The 18,035-nt window shown below is 63.7% G+C and carries 17 protein-coding genes; 15 read left to right on the forward strand and 2 right to left on the reverse strand.

Annotated features, from left to right (window positions below; genetic code table 11):
- Positions 1–222: 222 nt before the first annotated feature.
- Entirely contained in the window at positions 223–468 is a 246-nt protein-coding gene (locus HY058_06920) for a hypothetical protein (GenBank protein ID MBI3497017.1), read from the reverse strand.
- A 340-nt stretch (positions 469–808) separates the two neighbouring features.
- Between HY058_06920 and HY058_06925 the strand changes: the two genes are divergently transcribed.
- The 7 genes from HY058_06925 (at position 809) to HY058_06955 (ending at position 7,982) form a co-directional block, all read left to right on the forward strand.
- Complete coding sequence (locus tag HY058_06925) at positions 809–2,416, forward strand: ABC transporter substrate-binding protein (GenBank protein ID MBI3497018.1); 1,608 nt, start codon at positions 809–811, stop codon at positions 2,414–2,416.
- Positions 2,417–2,487: 71 nt separating this feature from the next.
- Positions 2,488–3,492 carry an ABC transporter permease subunit gene (locus HY058_06930; GenBank protein ID MBI3497019.1) on the forward strand — a complete coding sequence of 335 codons (1,005 nt, stop codon included), beginning with the start codon at positions 2,488–2,490 and terminating at the stop codon, positions 3,490–3,492.
- On the forward strand, positions 3,492–4,403 hold the full coding sequence (locus HY058_06935; GenBank protein ID MBI3497020.1) for an ABC transporter permease subunit: 912 nt from the start codon (positions 3,492–3,494) through the stop codon (positions 4,401–4,403). Before HY058_06930 ends, HY058_06935 begins: the two co-directional genes overlap by 1 nt.
- Positions 4,403–5,383: an ABC transporter ATP-binding protein gene (locus tag HY058_06940; GenBank protein MBI3497021.1), complete on the forward strand. Its 981-nt coding sequence runs from the start codon at positions 4,403–4,405 to the stop codon at positions 5,381–5,383. Before HY058_06935 ends, HY058_06940 begins: the two co-directional genes overlap by 1 nt.
- Positions 5,380–6,360: a dipeptide ABC transporter ATP-binding protein gene (locus HY058_06945; GenBank protein ID MBI3497022.1), complete on the forward strand. Its 981-nt coding sequence runs from the start codon at positions 5,380–5,382 to the stop codon at positions 6,358–6,360. Before HY058_06940 ends, HY058_06945 begins: the two co-directional genes overlap by 4 nt.
- A 50-nt stretch (positions 6,361–6,410) precedes the next feature.
- On the forward strand, positions 6,411–7,568 hold the full coding sequence (locus tag HY058_06950; protein MBI3497023.1) for a M20 family metallopeptidase: 1,158 nt from the start codon (positions 6,411–6,413) through the stop codon (positions 7,566–7,568).
- Positions 7,569–7,643: 75 nt separating this feature from the next.
- Positions 7,644–7,982, forward strand: a complete 339-nt coding sequence (locus tag HY058_06955) for a DUF1491 family protein (protein MBI3497024.1) — start codon at positions 7,644–7,646, stop codon at positions 7,980–7,982.
- A gap of 16 nt (positions 7,983–7,998) precedes the next feature.
- On the opposite strand, the gene HY058_06960 is transcribed toward HY058_06955, so the two are convergent.
- Positions 7,999–9,048 (reverse strand): isopenicillin N synthase family oxygenase, encoded by a 1,050-nt coding sequence (locus tag HY058_06960; protein MBI3497025.1) that lies wholly within the window; start codon positions 9,046–9,048, stop codon positions 7,999–8,001.
- A 240-nt stretch (positions 9,049–9,288) separates the two neighbouring features.
- Here HY058_06960 and HY058_06965 point away from each other — a divergent pair, with 240 nt between their 5' ends.
- The 8 genes from HY058_06965 to moaA form a co-directional block, all read left to right on the forward strand.
- Entirely contained in the window at positions 9,289–9,558 is a 270-nt protein-coding gene (locus HY058_06965) for a hypothetical protein (GenBank protein MBI3497026.1), read from the forward strand.
- A 404-nt stretch (positions 9,559–9,962) separates the two neighbouring features.
- The gene (locus tag HY058_06970; protein ID MBI3497027.1) at positions 9,963–10,862 is read left to right on the forward strand and encodes a PhnD/SsuA/transferrin family substrate-binding protein; all 900 of its coding nucleotides are present in this window, start codon (positions 9,963–9,965) and stop codon (positions 10,860–10,862) included.
- On the forward strand, positions 10,835–12,313 hold the full coding sequence (locus HY058_06975; protein MBI3497028.1) for a HAMP domain-containing histidine kinase: 1,479 nt from the start codon (positions 10,835–10,837) through the stop codon (positions 12,311–12,313). The genes HY058_06970 and HY058_06975 overlap by 28 nt, the downstream gene beginning before the upstream one ends.
- Positions 12,303–13,634 (forward strand): sigma-54-dependent Fis family transcriptional regulator, encoded by a 1,332-nt coding sequence (locus HY058_06980; protein MBI3497029.1) that lies wholly within the window; start codon positions 12,303–12,305, stop codon positions 13,632–13,634. Before HY058_06975 ends, HY058_06980 begins: the two co-directional genes overlap by 11 nt.
- A gap of 327 nt (positions 13,635–13,961) precedes the next feature.
- Positions 13,962–14,501 carry an arsenate reductase (azurin) small subunit gene (locus tag HY058_06985; GenBank protein ID MBI3497030.1) on the forward strand — a complete coding sequence of 180 codons (540 nt, stop codon included), beginning with the start codon at positions 13,962–13,964 and terminating at the stop codon, positions 14,499–14,501.
- 2 nt (positions 14,502–14,503) lie between these two features.
- On the forward strand, positions 14,504–16,963 hold the full coding sequence (locus HY058_06990) for an arsenate reductase (azurin) large subunit (protein ID MBI3497031.1): 2,460 nt from the start codon (positions 14,504–14,506) through the stop codon (positions 16,961–16,963).
- Positions 16,964–17,037: 74 nt separating this feature from the next.
- On the forward strand, positions 17,038–17,412 hold the full coding sequence (locus tag HY058_06995) for a cytochrome c family protein (protein MBI3497032.1): 375 nt from the start codon (positions 17,038–17,040) through the stop codon (positions 17,410–17,412).
- A partial coding sequence (gene moaA, locus HY058_07000) for a GTP 3',8-cyclase MoaA (protein ID MBI3497033.1) occupies positions 17,409–18,035 on the forward strand: 627 nt, incomplete at its 3' end. The genes HY058_06995 and moaA, both read left to right, overlap by 4 nt.

Consider the following 18,035-nt stretch of genomic DNA (forward strand, 5'->3'; position numbering starts at 1 on the left):
CCGGTCCCTGCCAATGCGGCCCTAGTGTCCCGCCCCTGAAATTCGTCCGCGAATTTCAGGGATGAGCGGGCCACTAATCTATTGACTAGTGTGATTCAGATTCCGAAGTTCGCCGACGAACTTCGGAACCATCACACTAGCGGCCGCTGGCTAGATTAGCGATTGAGGCAAAGCGCGGCTATGCGCGCCTGCCAACTGACTGCGAGACCGAGGGCAGGCGCGTCACAGTGCGTTGGCGATGATGTGCTCGTCCGATGGGTCGAGCGCGTTGCCGTCCTCATCGACCGGGCAGTGGCGTCCGGCGACCAAGGCTCTGACCTCGACCGCGCCGCGATAGGCATGTGCCAGCCGATCGATCCAGCGGGTAAGGTCGGTGTAGCTGGTGAAGCTCACCAGCGAGTTGTCGAGGCCGGCGACGGGCTGTCGCTGATCGGCGGGGAGGCAGACTTCATAGTGATCGATGCGCATCAATTCCATCCCGAGGCCTATGGGGCTCCGCCGGGAGCGAAGCTACCGGCCAAGGGTTAACAACTGGTTATTTAGTGGTCTTGCCGGCACCCGGCGGGCCCGCTCCGGGGCTCTCGGATGCGCTCGCCGAGGGAATGCTCCGCTGATGCTCCCGAGGTCATGAGAAGTTAAATATCACAAGAGGTTGCAAGCCAAAGCGGCAACCCGGAAAGGTTGCGCGACCCGGACATTTGACGCCGTGCACGCGAAGATGGTCAAGCCGAGGCGCTTGGTCTATCAATAGCCGCAAGTCGGCCGGCGCGAGCTTGCGTGGGCCGCGAATCAGACCAAAGGGAGAGCAATCTTGAATAAGAAACTCGCCACGCTCGCGGCGGGCACGGTCCTATCGGTGCTGGTTGCCGCCGGCACCGGTGCCGACGCCAAGACTCTGGTGTTCTGCTCGGAAGGCAGCCCGGAGAATTTCAACCCCCAGATCAACACCACCGGTACCTCGTTCGATGCCGCGTTCCCGGCCTACAATCGGCTGGTGGAGTTCGAGCGCGGCTCGACCAAGGTCATCCCGGGCCTGGCCGAGTCCTGGAGCGCCTCGGAGGACGGCAAGACCTTCACCTTCAAGCTGCGCAAGGGCGTGAAGTTCCATTCGACCAACAGCTTCAAGCCGACGCGCGACTTCAACGCCGACGACGTGCTGTTCTCCTTCAACCGCCAGTGGAAGGATGACCACCCGTATCACAAGGTCTCGGGCGGCAGTTACGACTACTTCGGCGACATGGACATGCCGAAGCTGCTGAAGGCGATCACCAAGGTCGACGACTACACGGTCAAGATCGAGCTCAACGATCCCGAAGCGCCGTTCATCTCCAACCTCGCCATGGATTTCGCCGCGATCCTGTCGGCGGAGTATGGCGACGTGATGCTGAAGGCGGGCACGCCGGAGAAGATGGACCAGGAGCCGGTCGGCACCGGGCCGTTCGTCTTCGTGCAGTACCAAAAGGACTCGCAGATCCGCTACCGCGCCAACGAGCAGTATTTCGGCGGCAAGCCCAAGCTGGATCAGCTCGTCTACTCGATCACCAAGGACGCGGCCGTTCGCTATGCCAAGCTCAAGGCCGGCGAATGCCACCTCATGCCCTATCCGAATCCTGCCGATCTGCCGAAGATGCGCGAGGACAAGGACCTCACGCTCATGTCCCAGGAAGGCCTCAACATCGGCTATCTCGCCTTCAACACCCAGAAGAAGCCCTTCGACGACAAGCGCGTGCGCCAGGCCCTCAACATGGCGATCGACAAGAAGGCGATCATCGATGCGGTCTACCAGGGTGCCGGCGTCGGCGCCGTCAACCCGATCCCGCCGACCATGTGGTCCTACAACAAGGACGTGAAGGATTATGCCTTCGACCAGGCGAAGGCGAAGCAGCTCCTGGCCGAGGCCGGCTATGCCAACGGCTTCGAAACCGATCTCTGGGCGATGCCGGTGCAACGGCCCTATAACCCGAACGCGCAGCGGATCGGCGAGATGATGCAGGCGGACCTCGCCAAGGTCGGGATCAAGGCGAAGATCGTCAGCTTCGAGTGGGGCGAGTACCGCAAGCGCGCGGCCGCCGGCGAGCATCAGATGGCCCAGCTCGGCTGGACCGGGGACAATGGCGATCCCGACAACTTCCTCTATGTGCTGCTTGGTTGCCCCGGCGCCCGCGTGGGCGGCTCGAACATCGCCAAGTGGTGCAACAAGCCCTTCGACGATCTCTTGATCGCGGCCAAGCGCACCAACAGCATCACCGAGCGCACCAAGCTCTATGAGCAGGCGCAGGTGATCTTCAAGGAAGAGGCGCCCTGGTTCACCATCGCGCATTCCGTCGTCTACAAGCCGATGCGCAAGGAAGTCATCGACTTCCGCTTGAGCCCCTTCGGGCGCCATCAGTTCGACGGCGTCGATCTGAAGGAGTAGCAGCTTCCAGCGTCGAGGCGGCCGGCGGACGGGATTGACCCGTCCGCCGGCGTCCTTGCCGATTTGCGAGAATGCTCAGGTTCGTCCTTACCCGCGTCAGCCTGGTGATCCCGACCTTCTTCGGCATCACGCTTCTCAGCTTCATGCTCATCCATCTGGTGCCCGGCGACCCGATCGAGGTGCGCATGGGCGAGCGCGGCATCCTGCCCGAGCGTCTGGCGATGCTGCGGGCGGAGATGGGGCTCGACCAGCCCCTGTGGTGGCAGTTCCTCGTCTATCTGGGCGACCTCGCCCATGGCGACCTCGGCATCTCGATCATCACCAAGAAACCGGTCCTGACCGAGTTCGTTACGCTGTTTCCCGCCACCCTCGAGCTCGCCACGGCGGCGATGCTCTTCGCCCTCTTGTTTGGCCTGCCGGCCGGGATCGTCGCCGCGGTCAAGCGCGGCTCCATCTTCGACCACGGCCTCATGGGCGTGTCGCTCACCGGCTATTCCATGCCGATCTTCTGGTGGGGGCTTCTGCTCATTCTCCTGTTCTCGGTACAGCTCGGCTGGACCCCGGTCTCCGGCCGCATCGCGGCCTTGTTCTTCATCGAGCCGCGATCCGGATTCATGCTGATCGATACCCTCTTCTCGACCGAGAAGGGCTCCTTCGTCTCGGCTTTGCGCTATTTGACTTTGCCGATGATCGTGCTCGGCACCATTCCCTTGGCGGTGATCGCCCGTATGACCCGCTCCTCCATGCTGGAGGTTCTGCATGAGGACTACATCCGCACGGCGCGCGCCAAGGGCCTGGGCGTGGCCCGCGTCATCGGCATGCATGCGCTCCGCAATGCGCTGATTCCCGTCGTCACCGTCATCGGCCTGCAGGTGGGCTCGCTCATGGGCGGCGCCATCCTGACCGAGACGATCTTCTCCTGGCCCGGTATCGGCAGCTGGCTCATCGAGTCGATCAACCGGCGCGACTATCCCGTGCTGCAGGGTGGCGTGCTCTTGGTGGCGAGCCTGGTAATGGCGGTCAATCTCGCGGTCGATCTGCTCTACGGCGTGCTCAATCCCAGGATCCGGCACTGATGGTCGGCGTTCCCGCCGATCCTCCGCGGGCGGCATCCGCCATTAGTGAGCCGCCCGGCCCGCTGAAGGAGCTTTGGCTCTCCTTCTCGGAGAACAAGGGTGCGGTCGCCGGTCTCGTCGTCATCGTCTGCCTTGCCCTCATCGCCATCTTCGCCGACGCGCTCTCACCGTTGTCGCCGATCGAGCAATTCCGCGACTTCCGCCTGCTGCCGCCCTTCTGGCAGCAGGGCGGCAGCATGGCTTATCCGTTGGGCACCGACGATATCGGCCGCGACATCTTCTCCCGGCTCATCCACGGCGCACGCCTGTCGCTGCTGATCGGTCTCATCGTGGTCACCTTGTCGCTCTTCACCGGCACGGTGCTGGGCCTCATCGCCTCCTTCACCGGCGGGGCGGTCGAGATCCTGATCATGCGCTTCATGGACATCATGCTGGCGCTGCCGGGCCTGCTGCTGGCGATCGTCATCGTCGCCATCCTCGGCCCCGGCCTCTTCAATGCCATGCTCGCGGTCTCGATCGTGACGCTACCGCATTTCACCCGTCTCGCCCGCGCCGCGGCCTTGAGCGAGCTCACCCGCGAATATGTGGCATCATCGCGATTGGCCGGCGCCGGCCCCCTCCGGCTCATGTTCCAGACCGTGCTGCCCAATTGCATGGCGCCCCTGATCGTGCAGGCGACGTTGGGGTTCTCGAACGCCATCATCGATGCGGCGGCCTTGGGCTTTCTCGGCCTCGGCGCTCAGCCGCCGACTCCTGAATGGGGCACCATGCTCGCGGGCTCGCTGCAATACGTGCAGCGGGCCTGGTGGGTGGTGACCATACCCGGCCTGGCGATCCTGGTGACCGTGCTCTCTTTTAATCTCATGGGCGACGGTTTGCGCGACGCCCTCGATCCAAAATTGAAACGCTGATGTCCCTCCTCGAAATCCGCGGGTTGACGGTCGAGTTCGTGACCTCGCGCGGCCTCTTCCGCGCGGTCGACGGGGTCGATCTCGACGTGGCCGAGGGCGAGGTTCTGGGCGTGGTCGGCGAATCCGGCTCCGGCAAGAGCGTGTCCATGCTGGCGGTCATGGGCCTGCTCGCGGCCAACGCGCGGGTCTCGGCCGAGCGTCTTGCCTTCGACGGCCGCGATCTCCTCGGCCTGTCGGCTTCCGAGCGGCGCGCCATCGTCGGCAAGGACATGGCGATGATCTTCCAGGAGCCGACTACCAGCCTCAACCCGTGCTTCACCATCGGCTTCCAGATCATGGAAAGCCTCAAGGTGCATGAGGGCGGTACCGGCAGGAGCCGCCGCGAGCGCGCGATCGAGCTCCTGACCCAGGTCGGCATCCCCGATCCGGGCTCGCGGCTCGGCTCATTCCCGCACCAGCTCTCCGGCGGCATGAATCAGCGTGCTATGATCGCCATGGCGATCGCCTGCAATCCCAGGCTGCTGATCGCAGACGAGCCGACCACCGCGCTGGACGTGACGATCCAGGCGCAGATCCTGGATCTCCTGGTCTCGCTGCAGAGCCGCTACGGCATGGCCATGGTCCTGATCACCCACGACATGGCGGTGGTCGCCGAGACCGCCCAGCGCGTGCAGGTCATGTATGCGGGCCAGCTGGTGGAGCAGCGGCCGGTCGAAGCCTTGTTCCAGGCGCCGCGTCATCCCTATACCGCAGCCTTGCTGGACTCGCTCCCCGACCGCACGCCGAGGCGCACGCGGCTGCCGACCATCTCCGGTCTCGTGCCGGGGATCGGCGACCGGCCGGAAGGATGCCTCTTTAACCCGCGCTGCCGCTTCGTCTTCGATCGCTGCTTGAGCGAGCCGCCGGCGCTCACCGCCGACGGCAATGGCCGCGTGCGCTGCCATGCGCCGATACGAGCCGGCGACAGGAGCGCCCCATGACCGTGGTCATGGAGGCCCGCGACATTCGCCGCCACTACAGCCTCGGCCGCGGGCCGTTCATGCCGAGGCATACGGTGAAGGCGGTGGACGGCGTCTCATTCAGCCTGGAAGCGGGCAAGACCCTTGCCGTCGTCGGCGAGTCCGGCTGCGGCAAATCCTCGCTGGCACGCGTGCTCGCCATGCTGGAGCCGCCGACCGCGGGGGCGCTGCTGATCGACGGGAGGCCGACCCACGACATCAGCCGCGCCCGGCAATCGGAGTTGCGTCGCGCCGTGCAAATGGTGTTTCAGAACCCCTATGGCTCCTTGAATCCGCGCAGCACCGTCGGTCGCATCCTGGAAGAGCCGCTCACCATCAACACGGCGCTCTCCGCCGGCGAGCGCAAGACGGCCGGGCGCGACATGCTGGCCAAGGTCGGCTTGCGGCCTGACCAGTATGGCCGCTACCCGCATATGTTCTCCGGCGGCCAGCGCCAGCGCATCGCCATTGCCCGCGCTCTCATGCTGAGGCCGAGGGTGGTGATCGCCGATGAGCCGGTGTCCGCCTTGGACGTGTCCATCCAGGGGCAGATCTTGAACCTGCTCATGGATCTGCAGGACGAGTTCAAGCTCGCCTATCTCTTCGTCTCCCACGATCTGGGCGTGGTCCACCACCTCGCCGACGAGGTCATGGTCATGTATCTCGGCCGGCCGGTGGAGCATGGTCCTGTCGAGCGAGTCTTCGAGTCCCCGCGCCACCCCTATACCCGCGCCTTGCTGATGAGCCGGCCCAAGGTCAAGGTCGGCGGCCGCGGCGAGCGCCAAGTGCTGACGGGCGAGCTGCCGTCGCCCTTGAACCCGCCGCCGGGCTGCGCCTTCCACAAGCGCTGCCCCCATGCCACGGAACGCTGCACGGTGGAACGTCCGGAGCCGCGCCTGGTCGCGGGCCGCAGCGTCTCCTGCCACCATGCCGAGGTCTTGCCGGAAGCGGCGGCTTGAGCGCGGCGACGGTGGTGATCTAGGGTCAATTGCTGAGAGGTAGACGAGTCATGGTGGCGAGGCGCGAGACGGCATCCAATCTGCCCAAGGTCGATGCAGAGGAGATCCTGGAAGGCATCCGCCTGTGGGTCGACATCGAGAGCCCGAGCCATGATGCCGCGGCCGTCAACCGGATGGTCGACAAGGTCGAGGGCGAGCTGGCGCCGCTTGGCGCCGGCATCGAGCGCGTGCCGGGGCGCGACGGCTTCGGCGATGTGTTGATGGCGCGGACACCTTGGGGCGGCGACGGGCCGGGAATCCTGGTGCTGAGCCATCTCGACACCGTGCATCCCATCGGCTTCAAGGAAAAGACGCTCCCCTTCCGCCGCGACGGCGACAAGGTCTACGGACCCGGCATCTACGACATGAAGGCGGGCGCGCATCTCGCCTTCTATGCCTACCGTCACCTCGTGCGCAGCGGCAAGGAAAGCCCGCTGCCGATCACCTTTCTCTATGTGCCGGAGGAGGAGGTCGGCAGCCCCACCAGCCGCGCCATCATCGAGGCCGAGGCGAAGAAGAACAAATACGTTCTGGTGACCGAGCCGGCCCGCGACGGCGGCAAGATCGTCACCTCGCGCAAGGGCGTGGGGCGTTTCGTGCTCGCGATCGAAGGCCGTCCTGCCCATGCCGGAGCCCGCCATCAAGACGGAAGGAGCGCCATCAAGGAGATGGCACGGCTCATCCTCGCGATCGAAGGCATGACCGACTATGAGCGCGGGATCACCACCAATGTCGGATTGGTCGAGGGCGGTACCGGCGTCAACGTCGTGCCGCAATTCTGCACGGCCGAGATCGATCTCCGCGTGCCCGACGCCGCCATCGGCGAAGAGATGGTGGCGAAGCTCCATGGGCTTGGCGCCAGCGATCCGCAGCTCAAGGTCAAGGTCACCGGCGGGATGAACCGGCCGCCCTACCGCAAGGACGAAAAGATCCAGGCGCTGTTCGACCATGCCAAGGAGGTCTGCGCCGGGATCGGCTTCGATCTGGAGGACGTGAAGCTGACCGGCGGCGGCAGCGACGGAAACTTCACCGCGGCCCTCGGCATCCCCACCCTCGACGGGCTCGGTGCCGACGGCTATGGCGCGCATACCGATTACGAGCACATCTTCTATTCCTCGCTCGAGCCCAGGGCGAAAATGTGGATCCGCCTGTTCGAGACGCTGCGGTGACAGAGGTCAGGTTTCAGGTGTCAGTGATCAAATTCCCGATACGCCTGAAACCTGACACCTGAAACCTGACACCTGATGACTGGCTCCCGTCTTCCAACCGAGCTCTGGGTCATGGCCCATGTCCGCCGTCTGATCGGCGAGGGCATCCCTGCCACCATCGTGCACCGGGGCGATGCCGATGCCGGCGGCGTCCTCATCAAGCTCTATCTCGGCAAGGAAGGGTGCCGGGTGCTGACTCAGGTGAGCGACGCCGAGGGAAAAATCGCCTGGATGGGGGCGCTCCAAGGCAAGACCGTGCCGGAAGCCGAGGCCGATGCCTATATCGCCCGCCAGAGATCCCGCGACAGCGACCTCTGGGTCGTCGAAATCGAGGACCGCCTCGGCCGCCATCCGTTCGAGGGCAAGATCATCTGAATGGGGGCCGCGTTGCTTAGCTGCGCACAGGCGTCAGCAGGTCGCGGAACTCGGTGAAGCGCTGGATCTTGGCGAGGAGATAGTCGCCGTAGCGGATGGGTGCGGCGGCGAGCTCCGCATCGGCGGCCAAGCCCGGGATCGGGCGGATAATCGCATCAAGTGCGGGCTCGAAGAAGAAGGGGATGGAAAAGCGCGGGATCCTGCTGCCGAGATCGTCGCCGAGCACCCGGTGCTGGGTGGCGAGGAAGGCCCCGCCGGTCCAGCGCTGCATGAGATCGCCGAGATTGACCACCAGCGCATGCTCCCTCGGCGGTACGTCGATCCAATGCCCGGCGGTGTTGCGCACCTGCAGCCCGCCGACGCGGTCCTGGTAGAGGAGGGTGAGGCAACCGGAATCCGTATGCGCGGCGGTCATGATCGTGCGTTTGAGGCCGTGATGGACGCAAAGCGTCGCCTCTTCGACGCCAGCGACGGATTCCGGCGTTCTGGGCGGGTAGTGCAGCAGGCGAAGGGTCGATGCACCTTGGCCGAACGCCGCATCGAACCAGGCCTCCTCCAGGCCGAGATGGCGGGCGATCGCGTGCAGCAGCAGAAAGCCCAGATCCTCCATCTCGGCGGCATAGGCGCACATGGCCGCACGCCATCCCGGAAGCGAGGTTTCCTCGGGCCAGACATTGGGCTCGTTCAGAATGTCGTCCTTCGCTGCGGCGGATGGACGGTCGCGCTCGACTCCGAGATCGATGCCTTCCTTGTAGGAGGGCATCCGGTCGAGGGGATGGTAGTAGCCGCGATAGACGTTGCGGTTCGCCGGCTCATAGCGCCGCCGTGCCAGACGTCGCTTTGCTTCTGCTGCGAGGTCGAAGAACCGGAGCAGACGCTGCTGCCGGCGCGCGAGGGCACCGGGCTCGGCGGAATGGCCGGTGATGAGGAAGAAGCCGACATCGCGACACGCAGCTCCGAGTGCTGCATCGACGGCGGCTCTTGCCGCCGCACTGCGCCCGCGCAACGGCGCCACGTCGATAATGGGAATCGAATCAAAGCCGATTCTGCGATTCTGGCCGGTCATTCCATTTTCCATCCACGCGCTCGCTGCATCGTGCGGTTGCCGATCGCCAGTGCCTATCGCCGGTCGGAAGCCATGCAAGAGTCAAGCATCACCTGGACTTACAGGCAGTCCGGGAAAAGTATCCACAGGTCAAAAATATTTGCCGCAATTTCGAGGAAAATTCCGCTTAACATCACTTTTTATGCTAGCGATAATTGTGGCTCTGTCGCAGTCGGCAGCGAGACAGGAGGTGATCGATCCATGTTTGAACGCATCGAGGTCCGTGTCGGCCAAGTCTACCAGGAAGCGGATCGCCTCAAGGGCAAATGGCAGGTCGAAGCCTTCGTTCGCGTCCCCGGCATCGGCCCCCATGTCCGCCTTACCAGCCTCGACGATCGCTCGACGAAGCGCACCTTGGCCGCGAGCGCCGTCGGCGATCCCAGACGCTTTCATCCCATCGGCGATGCCGAGCCGGCGTGGACGCCGGGCATCAGCGGGCCGGGCGAGCTCATCGCCAAAGCGCAGGCTTAGCCGCCACGACCTGTCGAGCCGGCGCAAAGGCCGCCGGCTCGCGACCTCGTCCGCCGCCTTGTTGCCGGCGATGACGCGCACTCCGTCTCGAACCTGCGCCGGTCCCATACGGGCACCGGCCCGAAAAACGAGTTGGGGTGCTGGCGAAGGGCTTTAAAAGAAAGACGTGCAAATCCCGAGCAGAAGCCGCTTTCGTAGCAGTGTGCTAGCGAAGGGCGGCCGACTTTCCAAGCGACCCCAAGGGTTTGCGCGGGCAGGCAGGGGTGTGGCCCGCGTCGGAGCCGACGCCGATTTGCTGCGTCGTGGGCGCTGTTCTAGTCTGTACGTTCGACAAATCTGATCGGACTAGAACCGGCGCCCGCGGGACGCGGCGACCGGCGTCAATAGTCCGCCAAGGTGAGGCAATGCCCAGTACATGGTTGGATGCCGGCAGGTTGCCACGCCTGCCTCGCCGGCAATTCATCAAGGGAGTCTTAGGCGGAGTCCTAGCGACCGCGGCCACTGCCGGCGCGCCTGCGCGTGCTTCGGAGAACGTCAGTTTCGGCCTCACTCCGGTCTTCCTCGACAATGATATCGAGCTGCTCGCGAAGCTGCAGGCGTATCTCGCACGCAAGCTCGAGCGACCGGTGACCCTGGTGAAGCGGCGGACATACCAGGAGATCACCGCGATGCTGTTGTCGGGACAGCTCAATGCGGCGTGGATCTGCGACGATCCGTATGTCCAGTACCAGGACCAGCTAGCGTTGCTCGCCGTACCAGTCTACCGGGGTCATCCGCTGTATCAAACCTATGTGACGGTGAGCGAGCGTAGCCGTGCGCGGACCTTTGACGAGATTCGCGGCACGGTCCACGCATTCTCCGATCCCGACAGCACGTCAGGCTACCTGATCACTCGCTGGCTCCTGGCACTTCGTCAGACCACGCCGGCGGATTTCTTCCATAGCTTCTTCTTCACCTATGGCCACCGCAATGTGATCCGCGCCGTCCGAGCGGGCCTGGCGGAGAGCGGCAGCATTGATGGCTATGTGTGGGATGTCATGCAGGAGAGGGAGCCCGACCTGGTTAGGAACACACGGATCGTCTATCGCTCTGAATGGCTTGGCTTTCCTCCCATCGTCGCCTTGCAGGCGATGCGGGACGCCCCGGTCGTCAAGGCAATCGAGGCGGCGCTTCTTGGCATGCATTTGGACGAGCTCGGCCGCGAGATTCTGTCGATCCTAGCGCTGGACAAATTCGGACCGGGGACGCCCGACATGTATGAGAGCACCATGGAGAAATGGCTCTTGGTGAAAGCGCAGGTGTGATGCTACGCCTCCTGAGCGTCACGAGCTGGCCTCTTGCGCTCAAGGTTCCGCTCCTTGTTGCCGCGCTGATGGTGGCGATTGCCGTAACCATCTCGCAAGTCGTGCTCTCGCGCCTCGTCAAGGATCAGGAAAGCAATCTCGCCCTTCTGACGGGAGCCTATCTCGACGGGCTCTCGGCGGCCGTGCTGCCCGCTGTGATCCGCGGCGACGTTTGGGAGGCATTTGACTCTCTCGACCGAGCGCGTGGCCAGTATGCGGGTGTCGAAGCGCGCTACGCTATTGTGGAACTGCCAAACGGCGCAGTGCTCGCCGCCTCCGATCCAGTTCGCTTTCCCACGCAGAGTGCAGTGCCGGACGAGCTGCGCAAGCGGTTCGGTGCGGATGACGGTCTCGTCATCGATGATGCGTCTGGGCTGGCATGGCTCGCGCGAACGCTACGGACGAAGGGATTTGCCGTCGGCCGGTTGCTGGCGGAAATCGACATTGTCGATCTACTGCGCGTGCGGCACCAGGTCCTGGCAACTCTGATCCTCGTGAACGGTGGATTGACGCTTGCCTTCGCTATCGGCGGCTATCTCATGCTGAAACGCATGCTTCAGCCCCTGGGTGTGCTGGCTCGCTATGTCGAAAGCATCCGGGAGGGCCGCATTGAGTCGATCCCCGAGCGCCATCGCCGACGCTTCAAAAGTGAGTTCGGCCAGCTCTTCGACCGGTTCAATGCAATGGCCCGCGCGGTCAGCGAGCGCGAGACGCTGGCCTCGCATCTGGCCGAGCAGGAGAAGTACGCCATGCTTGGAAGGCTCGCCTCCGGCATGGCGCACGAGGTCAACAATCCGCTCGGGGGCATGTTGAACGCGATCGACACCATCCAGGCGCATGGCGACGACCCTGAGGTGCTCCGGAAGTCCCTGGAATTCCTGAAACGCGGACTTGCCGGTATCCGCAATGTCGCGCGCGCGACCCTCGTCACCTACAAGGGCGGGGCTGACGCCGCTCTCCTCACGCCGGGCGACCTCGACGATCTGCCGTTCCTGGTGCAGCACGAGACAGGCGTCCGCCAGCTCCGCCTTGAATGGCGAAACCGGATCGAGGAGCCGCTCGCAATCGACGGTCCGGCGGTGCGACAGATCACGCTCAATCTCCTTCTCAACGCGTGCGGCGCTTCGCCGGCGGGGGGATGCGTCACGGTCGACGCCTTATCTTCCGGCGGCGCGTTGCGGATTGTCGTTTCGGATGAAGGGCCGGGCCTACCCAGTGACATGGCCGCGCTCCTCGACCAGGCCGACGAGGTGCCGCCTCCGCGCGCGAGCAAGGGCCTGGGGCTCTGGACGACCGGGCACTTGGTCCGTCGGCTCAAAGGCAGCGTCGCGGTCGAGCGTCCGACCGGCGGCACGCGCGTACTCGTAACTCTGCCGGTCGTGGTGGGTAAGGAGACGCTCCATGCCGCGTGAGAAGGGCCAAATCGGAGTCATCGAGGATGATCCGGTGATTGGAGGAACGCTCGTACATCGGCTTGAGCTCGAGGGCTATGCGCCATATTGGTGGCGGACCGGAGCACAGGCGGTTGATGGTTTGCGAACAGCGCGTCCGGATCTCATCGTTTGCGACATCCGGCTCCCCGACATGAGTGGAGAGGATGTATTTCTAAAGGTGTTGCCTTTGCTCGGAGGCACACCCTTCCTCTTCGTGACGGCTTTCGGCCAGATCGAGCAGGCGGTCCGGCTCACGAAAGCAGGGGCGGTCGATTACATTGCGAAGCCCTACGCGCTACTGGACTTGCTTCAACGCATTCCGCGGCTGATCGCCCAGCGCCCCGGATCCGAGGGCGTGCTCGGAACGTCCGAGGCGATGCGCCGCGTCGAGGCGCTGCTGATGCGGGTTGCCGATGTCGACAGCTCGCTCCTCTTCATCGGCGAGAGCGGGGTCGGCAAGGAGGTCGCAGCGCGCTTCATACATCGCCTCTCCACGCGTGCTGGGGCACCGTTCATGGCGGTGAACTGCGCGGCAGTCCCGAGCGAGCTCATCGAAAGCGAGCTCTTCGGCCATGAGCGAGGCGCTTTCACCGGCGCTCAGACGAGGCACCATGGATATGTCGAGCGTGCAAGGGAAGGAACGCTGTTCCTGGACGAGGTTAGCGAACTCGCGATTCCGGTTCAGGCAAAGCTCCTCCGTCTCCTTCAGGAGCGCGCCTTTACCCGCGTCGGCGGCGAAGCGGCGATCAAGGCCAATGCTAGGATCATGTGCGCGAGCAACTCCGACCTAGAGCGTGCTGTTGCAGATGGCCGGTTCCGGCGCGACCTCTATTACCGGATAAACGTGATCTCGGTGGCGATTCCGCCGTTGCGCGAGCGGTCCGATGACGTTCTTCCGCTCGCGCGGTTCTTCTTGCGAGAGTTTGCAGAGTCGTTTAACCGCGAAATTCATGGCTTCACCCCTGAGGCCGAGCAAGCGCTACTGGCGCACGACTGGCCTGGAAACGTTCGCGAACTGCGAAACCGGGTCGAGCGAGCGGTGGCGCTTGCGCCTGCGCCATGGATCGGCGCCGGCGCGCTATTCCCTGAGGCGCACGAACAAGCCGAGTCCGATGGTCTCTTGCCAAGCCTAGCCGAGATCCGAGATCGCGCCGAGCGCCAGCACATCCGTGCCGCACTCTCCAGAACCTCTGGCCGTGTCGAGGATGCGGCTAAGCTGCTCGGCATATCCCGTTCCACACTCTTCGAAAAAATGCGCAAGCTCGACATTCGGTCAGGCGCGAACGCCTCCAGTCATTGAGCAGCGCATGGCCCCGACGATTCCGCGAAGATAGCGCTCTGACGCACCCTCCCGTCTTCAGGCCAGCTCGCCCAACCAGTCCCCCGACGACGGCGACCCGCCGGTAGCGGTGACCGACAAGATTTGTCGCCCTACTGAAGGGCTTCGATCTGCGCTGCGGGCTTGGTGGCCGCTCCGAGGAACCGGACTGTGATTGGCCCCAAAGTCCAGAAGTTCGGACGGGGCAGAGTTACAAGCTCTTCAAAATAAAGCGTTTACCCGTTGTTTTGGCATGGCATGGCCATTGCTGCTGCGTGGCCAAGAGAAACCTTGGGGAGGACAGTTCCGATGAAGACGTGCAGCAAGATGGCCAATATCGGCCGTCGGCAATTCCTTGGAGGAGGTGCCACGGCCGCGATTGCGACAGCAGCGGGAAGCGCGTTTTCGACGGGAGAGGCCCAAGCGACACCGGCTCTGGCGCGGGTCGACTATCCAAGTCAAAAGCTCGCCAATCTCCGGGACCTCAAGGTCGACCAGCCAACCCAGATCACCTACCCCGACAAAGATTCCCCGGGCGTCCTGCTCAAGCTCGGGCGGACCGTCGAGGGCGGCATCGGCCCGGATCGCGACATCGTGGCGTTCTCGACTCTGTGCCCGCACAAGGGTTTCCCCCTCAACTACAGCGCAGCGGACAAGTCGTTGAACTGCCCAGGCCACTACTCGCGCTTTGACTGCGAGAAGGGGGGTCAGGAGATCTTCGGCCACGCAACGCAGAACCTCGCGCAGTTCCGGCTGCGCGTCGACTCCATGGGCGACATCTTCGCCGAGGCGGTCGACGAGATGATCTATGGCCGCTACAGCAACATCCTTTCTGCAGCGAGGGGCTAGCCATGACCTACAAGCGCAACGTCGATCGGCTCCCGATCCCTCCCCGGGATGCCAATGTCCAGAACGTCGTCTGCCACTACTGCATCGTCGGGTGCGGGTACAAGGCGATCTCCTGGGACGTGAACAAGCAAGGTGGCACGAAACCCAATCAGAATTTCTTCAAGCAGGACCTCTCCAAGCAGCAAAGCGCCGAGTCCACCGCCTGGTACTCGCCTGCGATGTACAACATCGTGAAGCAGGACGGACGCGACGTTCATCTCATCTTGATGCCTGACCATGCCTGCGAAGTGAACTCCGGCCTGGGCTCGATCCGAGGTGCGCGCCAGGGCGAGAATTCCTATTCGCAGGTGACCGGAACCCAGTCGCAGCGCCTGACCGATCCCCTGGTCTATCGCTACTCGGGCATGTATCCGACCTCCTGGGATGACGCGCTTTCGCTCGTCGCCGAAGTGACCAGGCGCGTCGTGGAAGAGCAGGGTGAGGACGGGCTCATCGTCTCGGCCTTCGATCACGGCGGCGCCGGCGGCGGGTATGAGAACACCTGGGCGACCGGGAAGCTCTATTTCGAGAGCATGAAGATCAAGAACATCCGCATCCACAACCGACCTGCCTACAACTCGGAGGTTCATGGTACCCGCGATATGGGCGTGGGCGAGCTCAACAACTGCTACGAGGACGCAGAGCTCTCCGACACCATCGTGGCGGTCGGCACTAATGCACTCGAAACCCAGACCAACTATTTCCTGAACCACTGGGTCCCAAATCTCCGTGGGACCTCGATGCAGAAGAAGCAGCAGCAGCTCGCGGGCGAGCCTCATGCGCCGGCGCGCGTGATCATCGTCGACCCACGCAGGACGACCACAGTCAATGCCTGCGAGGTCGAGGCAGGCAAGGACAAGGTCCTGCATCTCGCCATCGAGCCCGGGACCGACCTCATTCTCTTCAATGCCATCATGACCGAAATCGCGGCGAAGGGCTGGGTCGACAAGACGTTCATCCAGGCATCGACTTCGGACTATGACGCCATGGTCGCCGCGAACAACGTCAGCCTCGCGGATGCGGCCAAGCTGACTGGTCTCTCGACCGATCAGATCAGCAAGGCGGCGGCCTGGATCGCAGAGCCGAAAGAAGGCAAGCGCCGGCGGACCATGTTCGCCTATGAGAAGGGACTGATCTGGGGCAACGACAACTACCGCACCAACCAGGCCCTGGTGAACATCGCGCTTGCCACCGGCAACATTGGCCGGCCAGGTGGTGGCTGCGTGCGCATGGGTGGCCACCAGGAAGGCTATGTGCGCCCGTCGGATGCGCATGTCGGCCGCCCCGCCGCCTACGTCGACCAGCTTCTGATCGGCGGCAAGGGCGGGGTCCACCACATCTGGGCCTGCGACCACTACAAGACGACGCTGAACGCGCTCGAGTTCAAGCGCATCTACAAGAAGCGCACGGCCATGGTCAAAGCAGCCATGGCAAGCGTGCCCTATGGTGATCGCGCCGCCCTGGTGAACGCCATCACAGCCGCGATTAGCCAGGGTGGCCTCTTCAGCGTCAATGTGGACCTCATCCCGAGCAAGATTGGCGAAGACGCCCATGTGGTCCTTCCTGCGGCGACGTCGGGCGAGATGAACCTGACCTCCATGAATGGCGAGCGACGGATGCGTCTGACTGAGCGGTACATGGATCCGCCGGGTAATGCCAAGCCCGATTGCCTCATCGTCGCCGGCCTCGCGCAGGCGCTCGAGAAGTCCTGGCGGGCGGCCGGCAAAGGTGCTGTCGCCGACAAGTTCAAGGGCTACGACTGGAAGACCGAAGAAGACGCGTTCATGGACGGCTACAACAAGAACGCGACCGGCGGCAAGTTCGTGACCTACCAGCGCCTGCGGGTCATGGGCACGAACGGATTCCAGGAGCCTGCCGTCGATTTCAAGGATGGCAAGATCATCGGTACCAAGCGCCTCTTCACCGATGGCAAGTTCGGCACGAAGGACGGCAAGGCGAAGTTCATGCCGACCCAGTGGCGCGGGCTGCAGGCCGAGGGTAAGCAGGCGGAGAAGGAGAAGTTCGCCTTCCTGATCAACAACGGCAGGGCCAACCATGTGTGGCAGTCGGTCTATCTAGACCAGAACAACGATTTCGTCATGGGACGCTGGCCGCTGCCGTTCATCGAGATGAACCCGCAGGACATGCAGGACCTCGGGATCAAGCCGGGCGATCTGGTCGAAGTCTACAACGACAACGGCTCGACCCAGGCGATGGCCCAGCCGACGCCGACGGCCAAGCGCAAGCAAACCTTCATGCTGTTCGCCTATCCAACCGGCCCGCAGGGCAACGTAATCTCGAAGGGGGTCAACGAGTTCATCATCCCCAACTACAAGCAGACCTGGGCCAACATCCGGAAGATCGCGGATGCGCCCGAAGTGACGCGACGGCTGAGCTTCAAGTCGCAGGAATATACGACCTGACGAGCTTGCAACCTGCGTCTCCCTAGCCTAGCGGGGTGCCACTGGCACCCCGCTTCTTGCCAGCGCTCCACCACATGATCCGATTTGCTTCTGGTCTATTAGGACTTGTCCTCTTGCCATTGTTTGCATGTGACGCGGTTGCCGCTGACGCCGCGGAGGGCCGAAGGGTGTTCCAACAGTGCGCCGTCTGCCATAGCCTCAAGCCCGGCGAGAATAAGCTCGGACCCAGCCTCTCCGGCGTCATCGGCCGCAACGCGGCTTCCGTTCCCGGATTCAACTACTCGTCAGCCATGATGAGCAGCGGGCTCACCTGGGACGACGCCACACTGCATCGCTATCTCGCCAACCCCAAAGCGGTTGTTCCCGGTACTAAGATGGCATTTGCCGGCGTTCCCGACGCGAAGAGGGTCGACAACCTGATCGCCTATCTCAAGCAGGCAACGCCATGATCGATCCGTTTGGGCGGGCAATAACCTACCTGCGGATCTCCGTCACGGACCGATGCGACTTTCGCTGTGTCTACTGCATGGCCGAGGACATGACCTTTCTGCCGAAGGCCGAGGTCCTGACGATCGAGGAGCTCGACCGGCTGGCCAGCGCTTTCGTCCGCCTCGGCGTCCGCAAGCTGCGTCTCACGGGCGGAGAACCATTGGTGAGACGCAACATCATGACGCTGTTCCGTTCCTTGGGTCGCCATCTGGAGAGCGGCGATCTCGACGAGCTCACCCTTACGACCAACGGCAGCCAGCTCGTTCGCTACGCGGCCGACCTATATGAGGTGGGTGTCAGACGCGTCAACGTGTCCGTCGACACGCTCGACCCGGCGAAATTCACCGAAATCACCCGCTGGGGCAAGCTCGACCAGGTGCTGGACGGGATCAGGGCGGCGAAGGCGGCCGGGCTCGCAGTCAAGGTGAATGCGGTAGCACTGCGCGGCGTCAATGACGAGGAGCTCTCCTCGATGCTCGCCTGGTGCGGAAGCGAGGGCCACGACATGACCATCATCGAGGTCATGCCCATGGGCGAGGTCGGCGGCGATGAGCGCCTCGAGCAGTACCTGCCGCTGTCGATG

It is taken from the genome of Pseudomonadota bacterium, assembly GCA_016195085.1.
In the GTDB taxonomy this organism is placed as follows: domain Bacteria; phylum Pseudomonadota; class Alphaproteobacteria; order SHVZ01; family SHVZ01; genus JACQAG01.

Bases quoted from the DNA above. Each gene is read 5' to 3' on its own strand.
- HY058_06965 (MBI3497026.1), top strand. From the start codon at position 9,289: ATGTTTGAACGCATCGAGGTCCGTGTCGGCCAAGTCTACCAGGAAGCG.
- HY058_06980 (MBI3497029.1), top strand. From the start codon at position 12,303: ATGCCGCGTGAGAAGGGCCAAATCGGAGTCATCGAGGATGATCCGGTG.
- HY058_06930 (MBI3497019.1), top strand. From the start codon at position 2,488: ATGCTCAGGTTCGTCCTTACCCGCGTCAGCCTGGTGATCCCGACCTTC.
- HY058_06970 (MBI3497027.1), top strand. From the start codon at position 9,963: ATGCCCAGTACATGGTTGGATGCCGGCAGGTTGCCACGCCTGCCTCGC.
- HY058_06920 (MBI3497017.1), bottom strand. From the start codon at position 468: ATGCGCATCGATCACTATGAAGTCTGCCTCCCCGCCGATCAGCGACAG.
- HY058_06985 (MBI3497030.1), top strand. From the start codon at position 13,962: ATGAAGACGTGCAGCAAGATGGCCAATATCGGCCGTCGGCAATTCCTT.
- HY058_06935 (MBI3497020.1), top strand. From the start codon at position 3,492: ATGGTCGGCGTTCCCGCCGATCCTCCGCGGGCGGCATCCGCCATTAGT.
- HY058_06975 (MBI3497028.1), top strand. From the start codon at position 10,835: ATGGCTCTTGGTGAAAGCGCAGGTGTGATGCTACGCCTCCTGAGCGTC.
- HY058_06945 (MBI3497022.1), top strand. From the start codon at position 5,380: ATGACCGTGGTCATGGAGGCCCGCGACATTCGCCGCCACTACAGCCTC.
- HY058_06960 (MBI3497025.1), bottom strand. From the start codon at position 9,048: ATGACCGGCCAGAATCGCAGAATCGGCTTTGATTCGATTCCCATTATC.
- HY058_06955 (MBI3497024.1), top strand. From the start codon at position 7,644: ATGACTGGCTCCCGTCTTCCAACCGAGCTCTGGGTCATGGCCCATGTC.
- HY058_06990 (MBI3497031.1), top strand. From the start codon at position 14,504: ATGACCTACAAGCGCAACGTCGATCGGCTCCCGATCCCTCCCCGGGAT.
- HY058_06950 (MBI3497023.1), top strand. From the start codon at position 6,411: ATGGTGGCGAGGCGCGAGACGGCATCCAATCTGCCCAAGGTCGATGCA.
- HY058_06995 (MBI3497032.1), top strand. From the start codon at position 17,038: ATGATCCGATTTGCTTCTGGTCTATTAGGACTTGTCCTCTTGCCATTG.
- HY058_06940 (MBI3497021.1), top strand. From the start codon at position 4,403: ATGTCCCTCCTCGAAATCCGCGGGTTGACGGTCGAGTTCGTGACCTCG.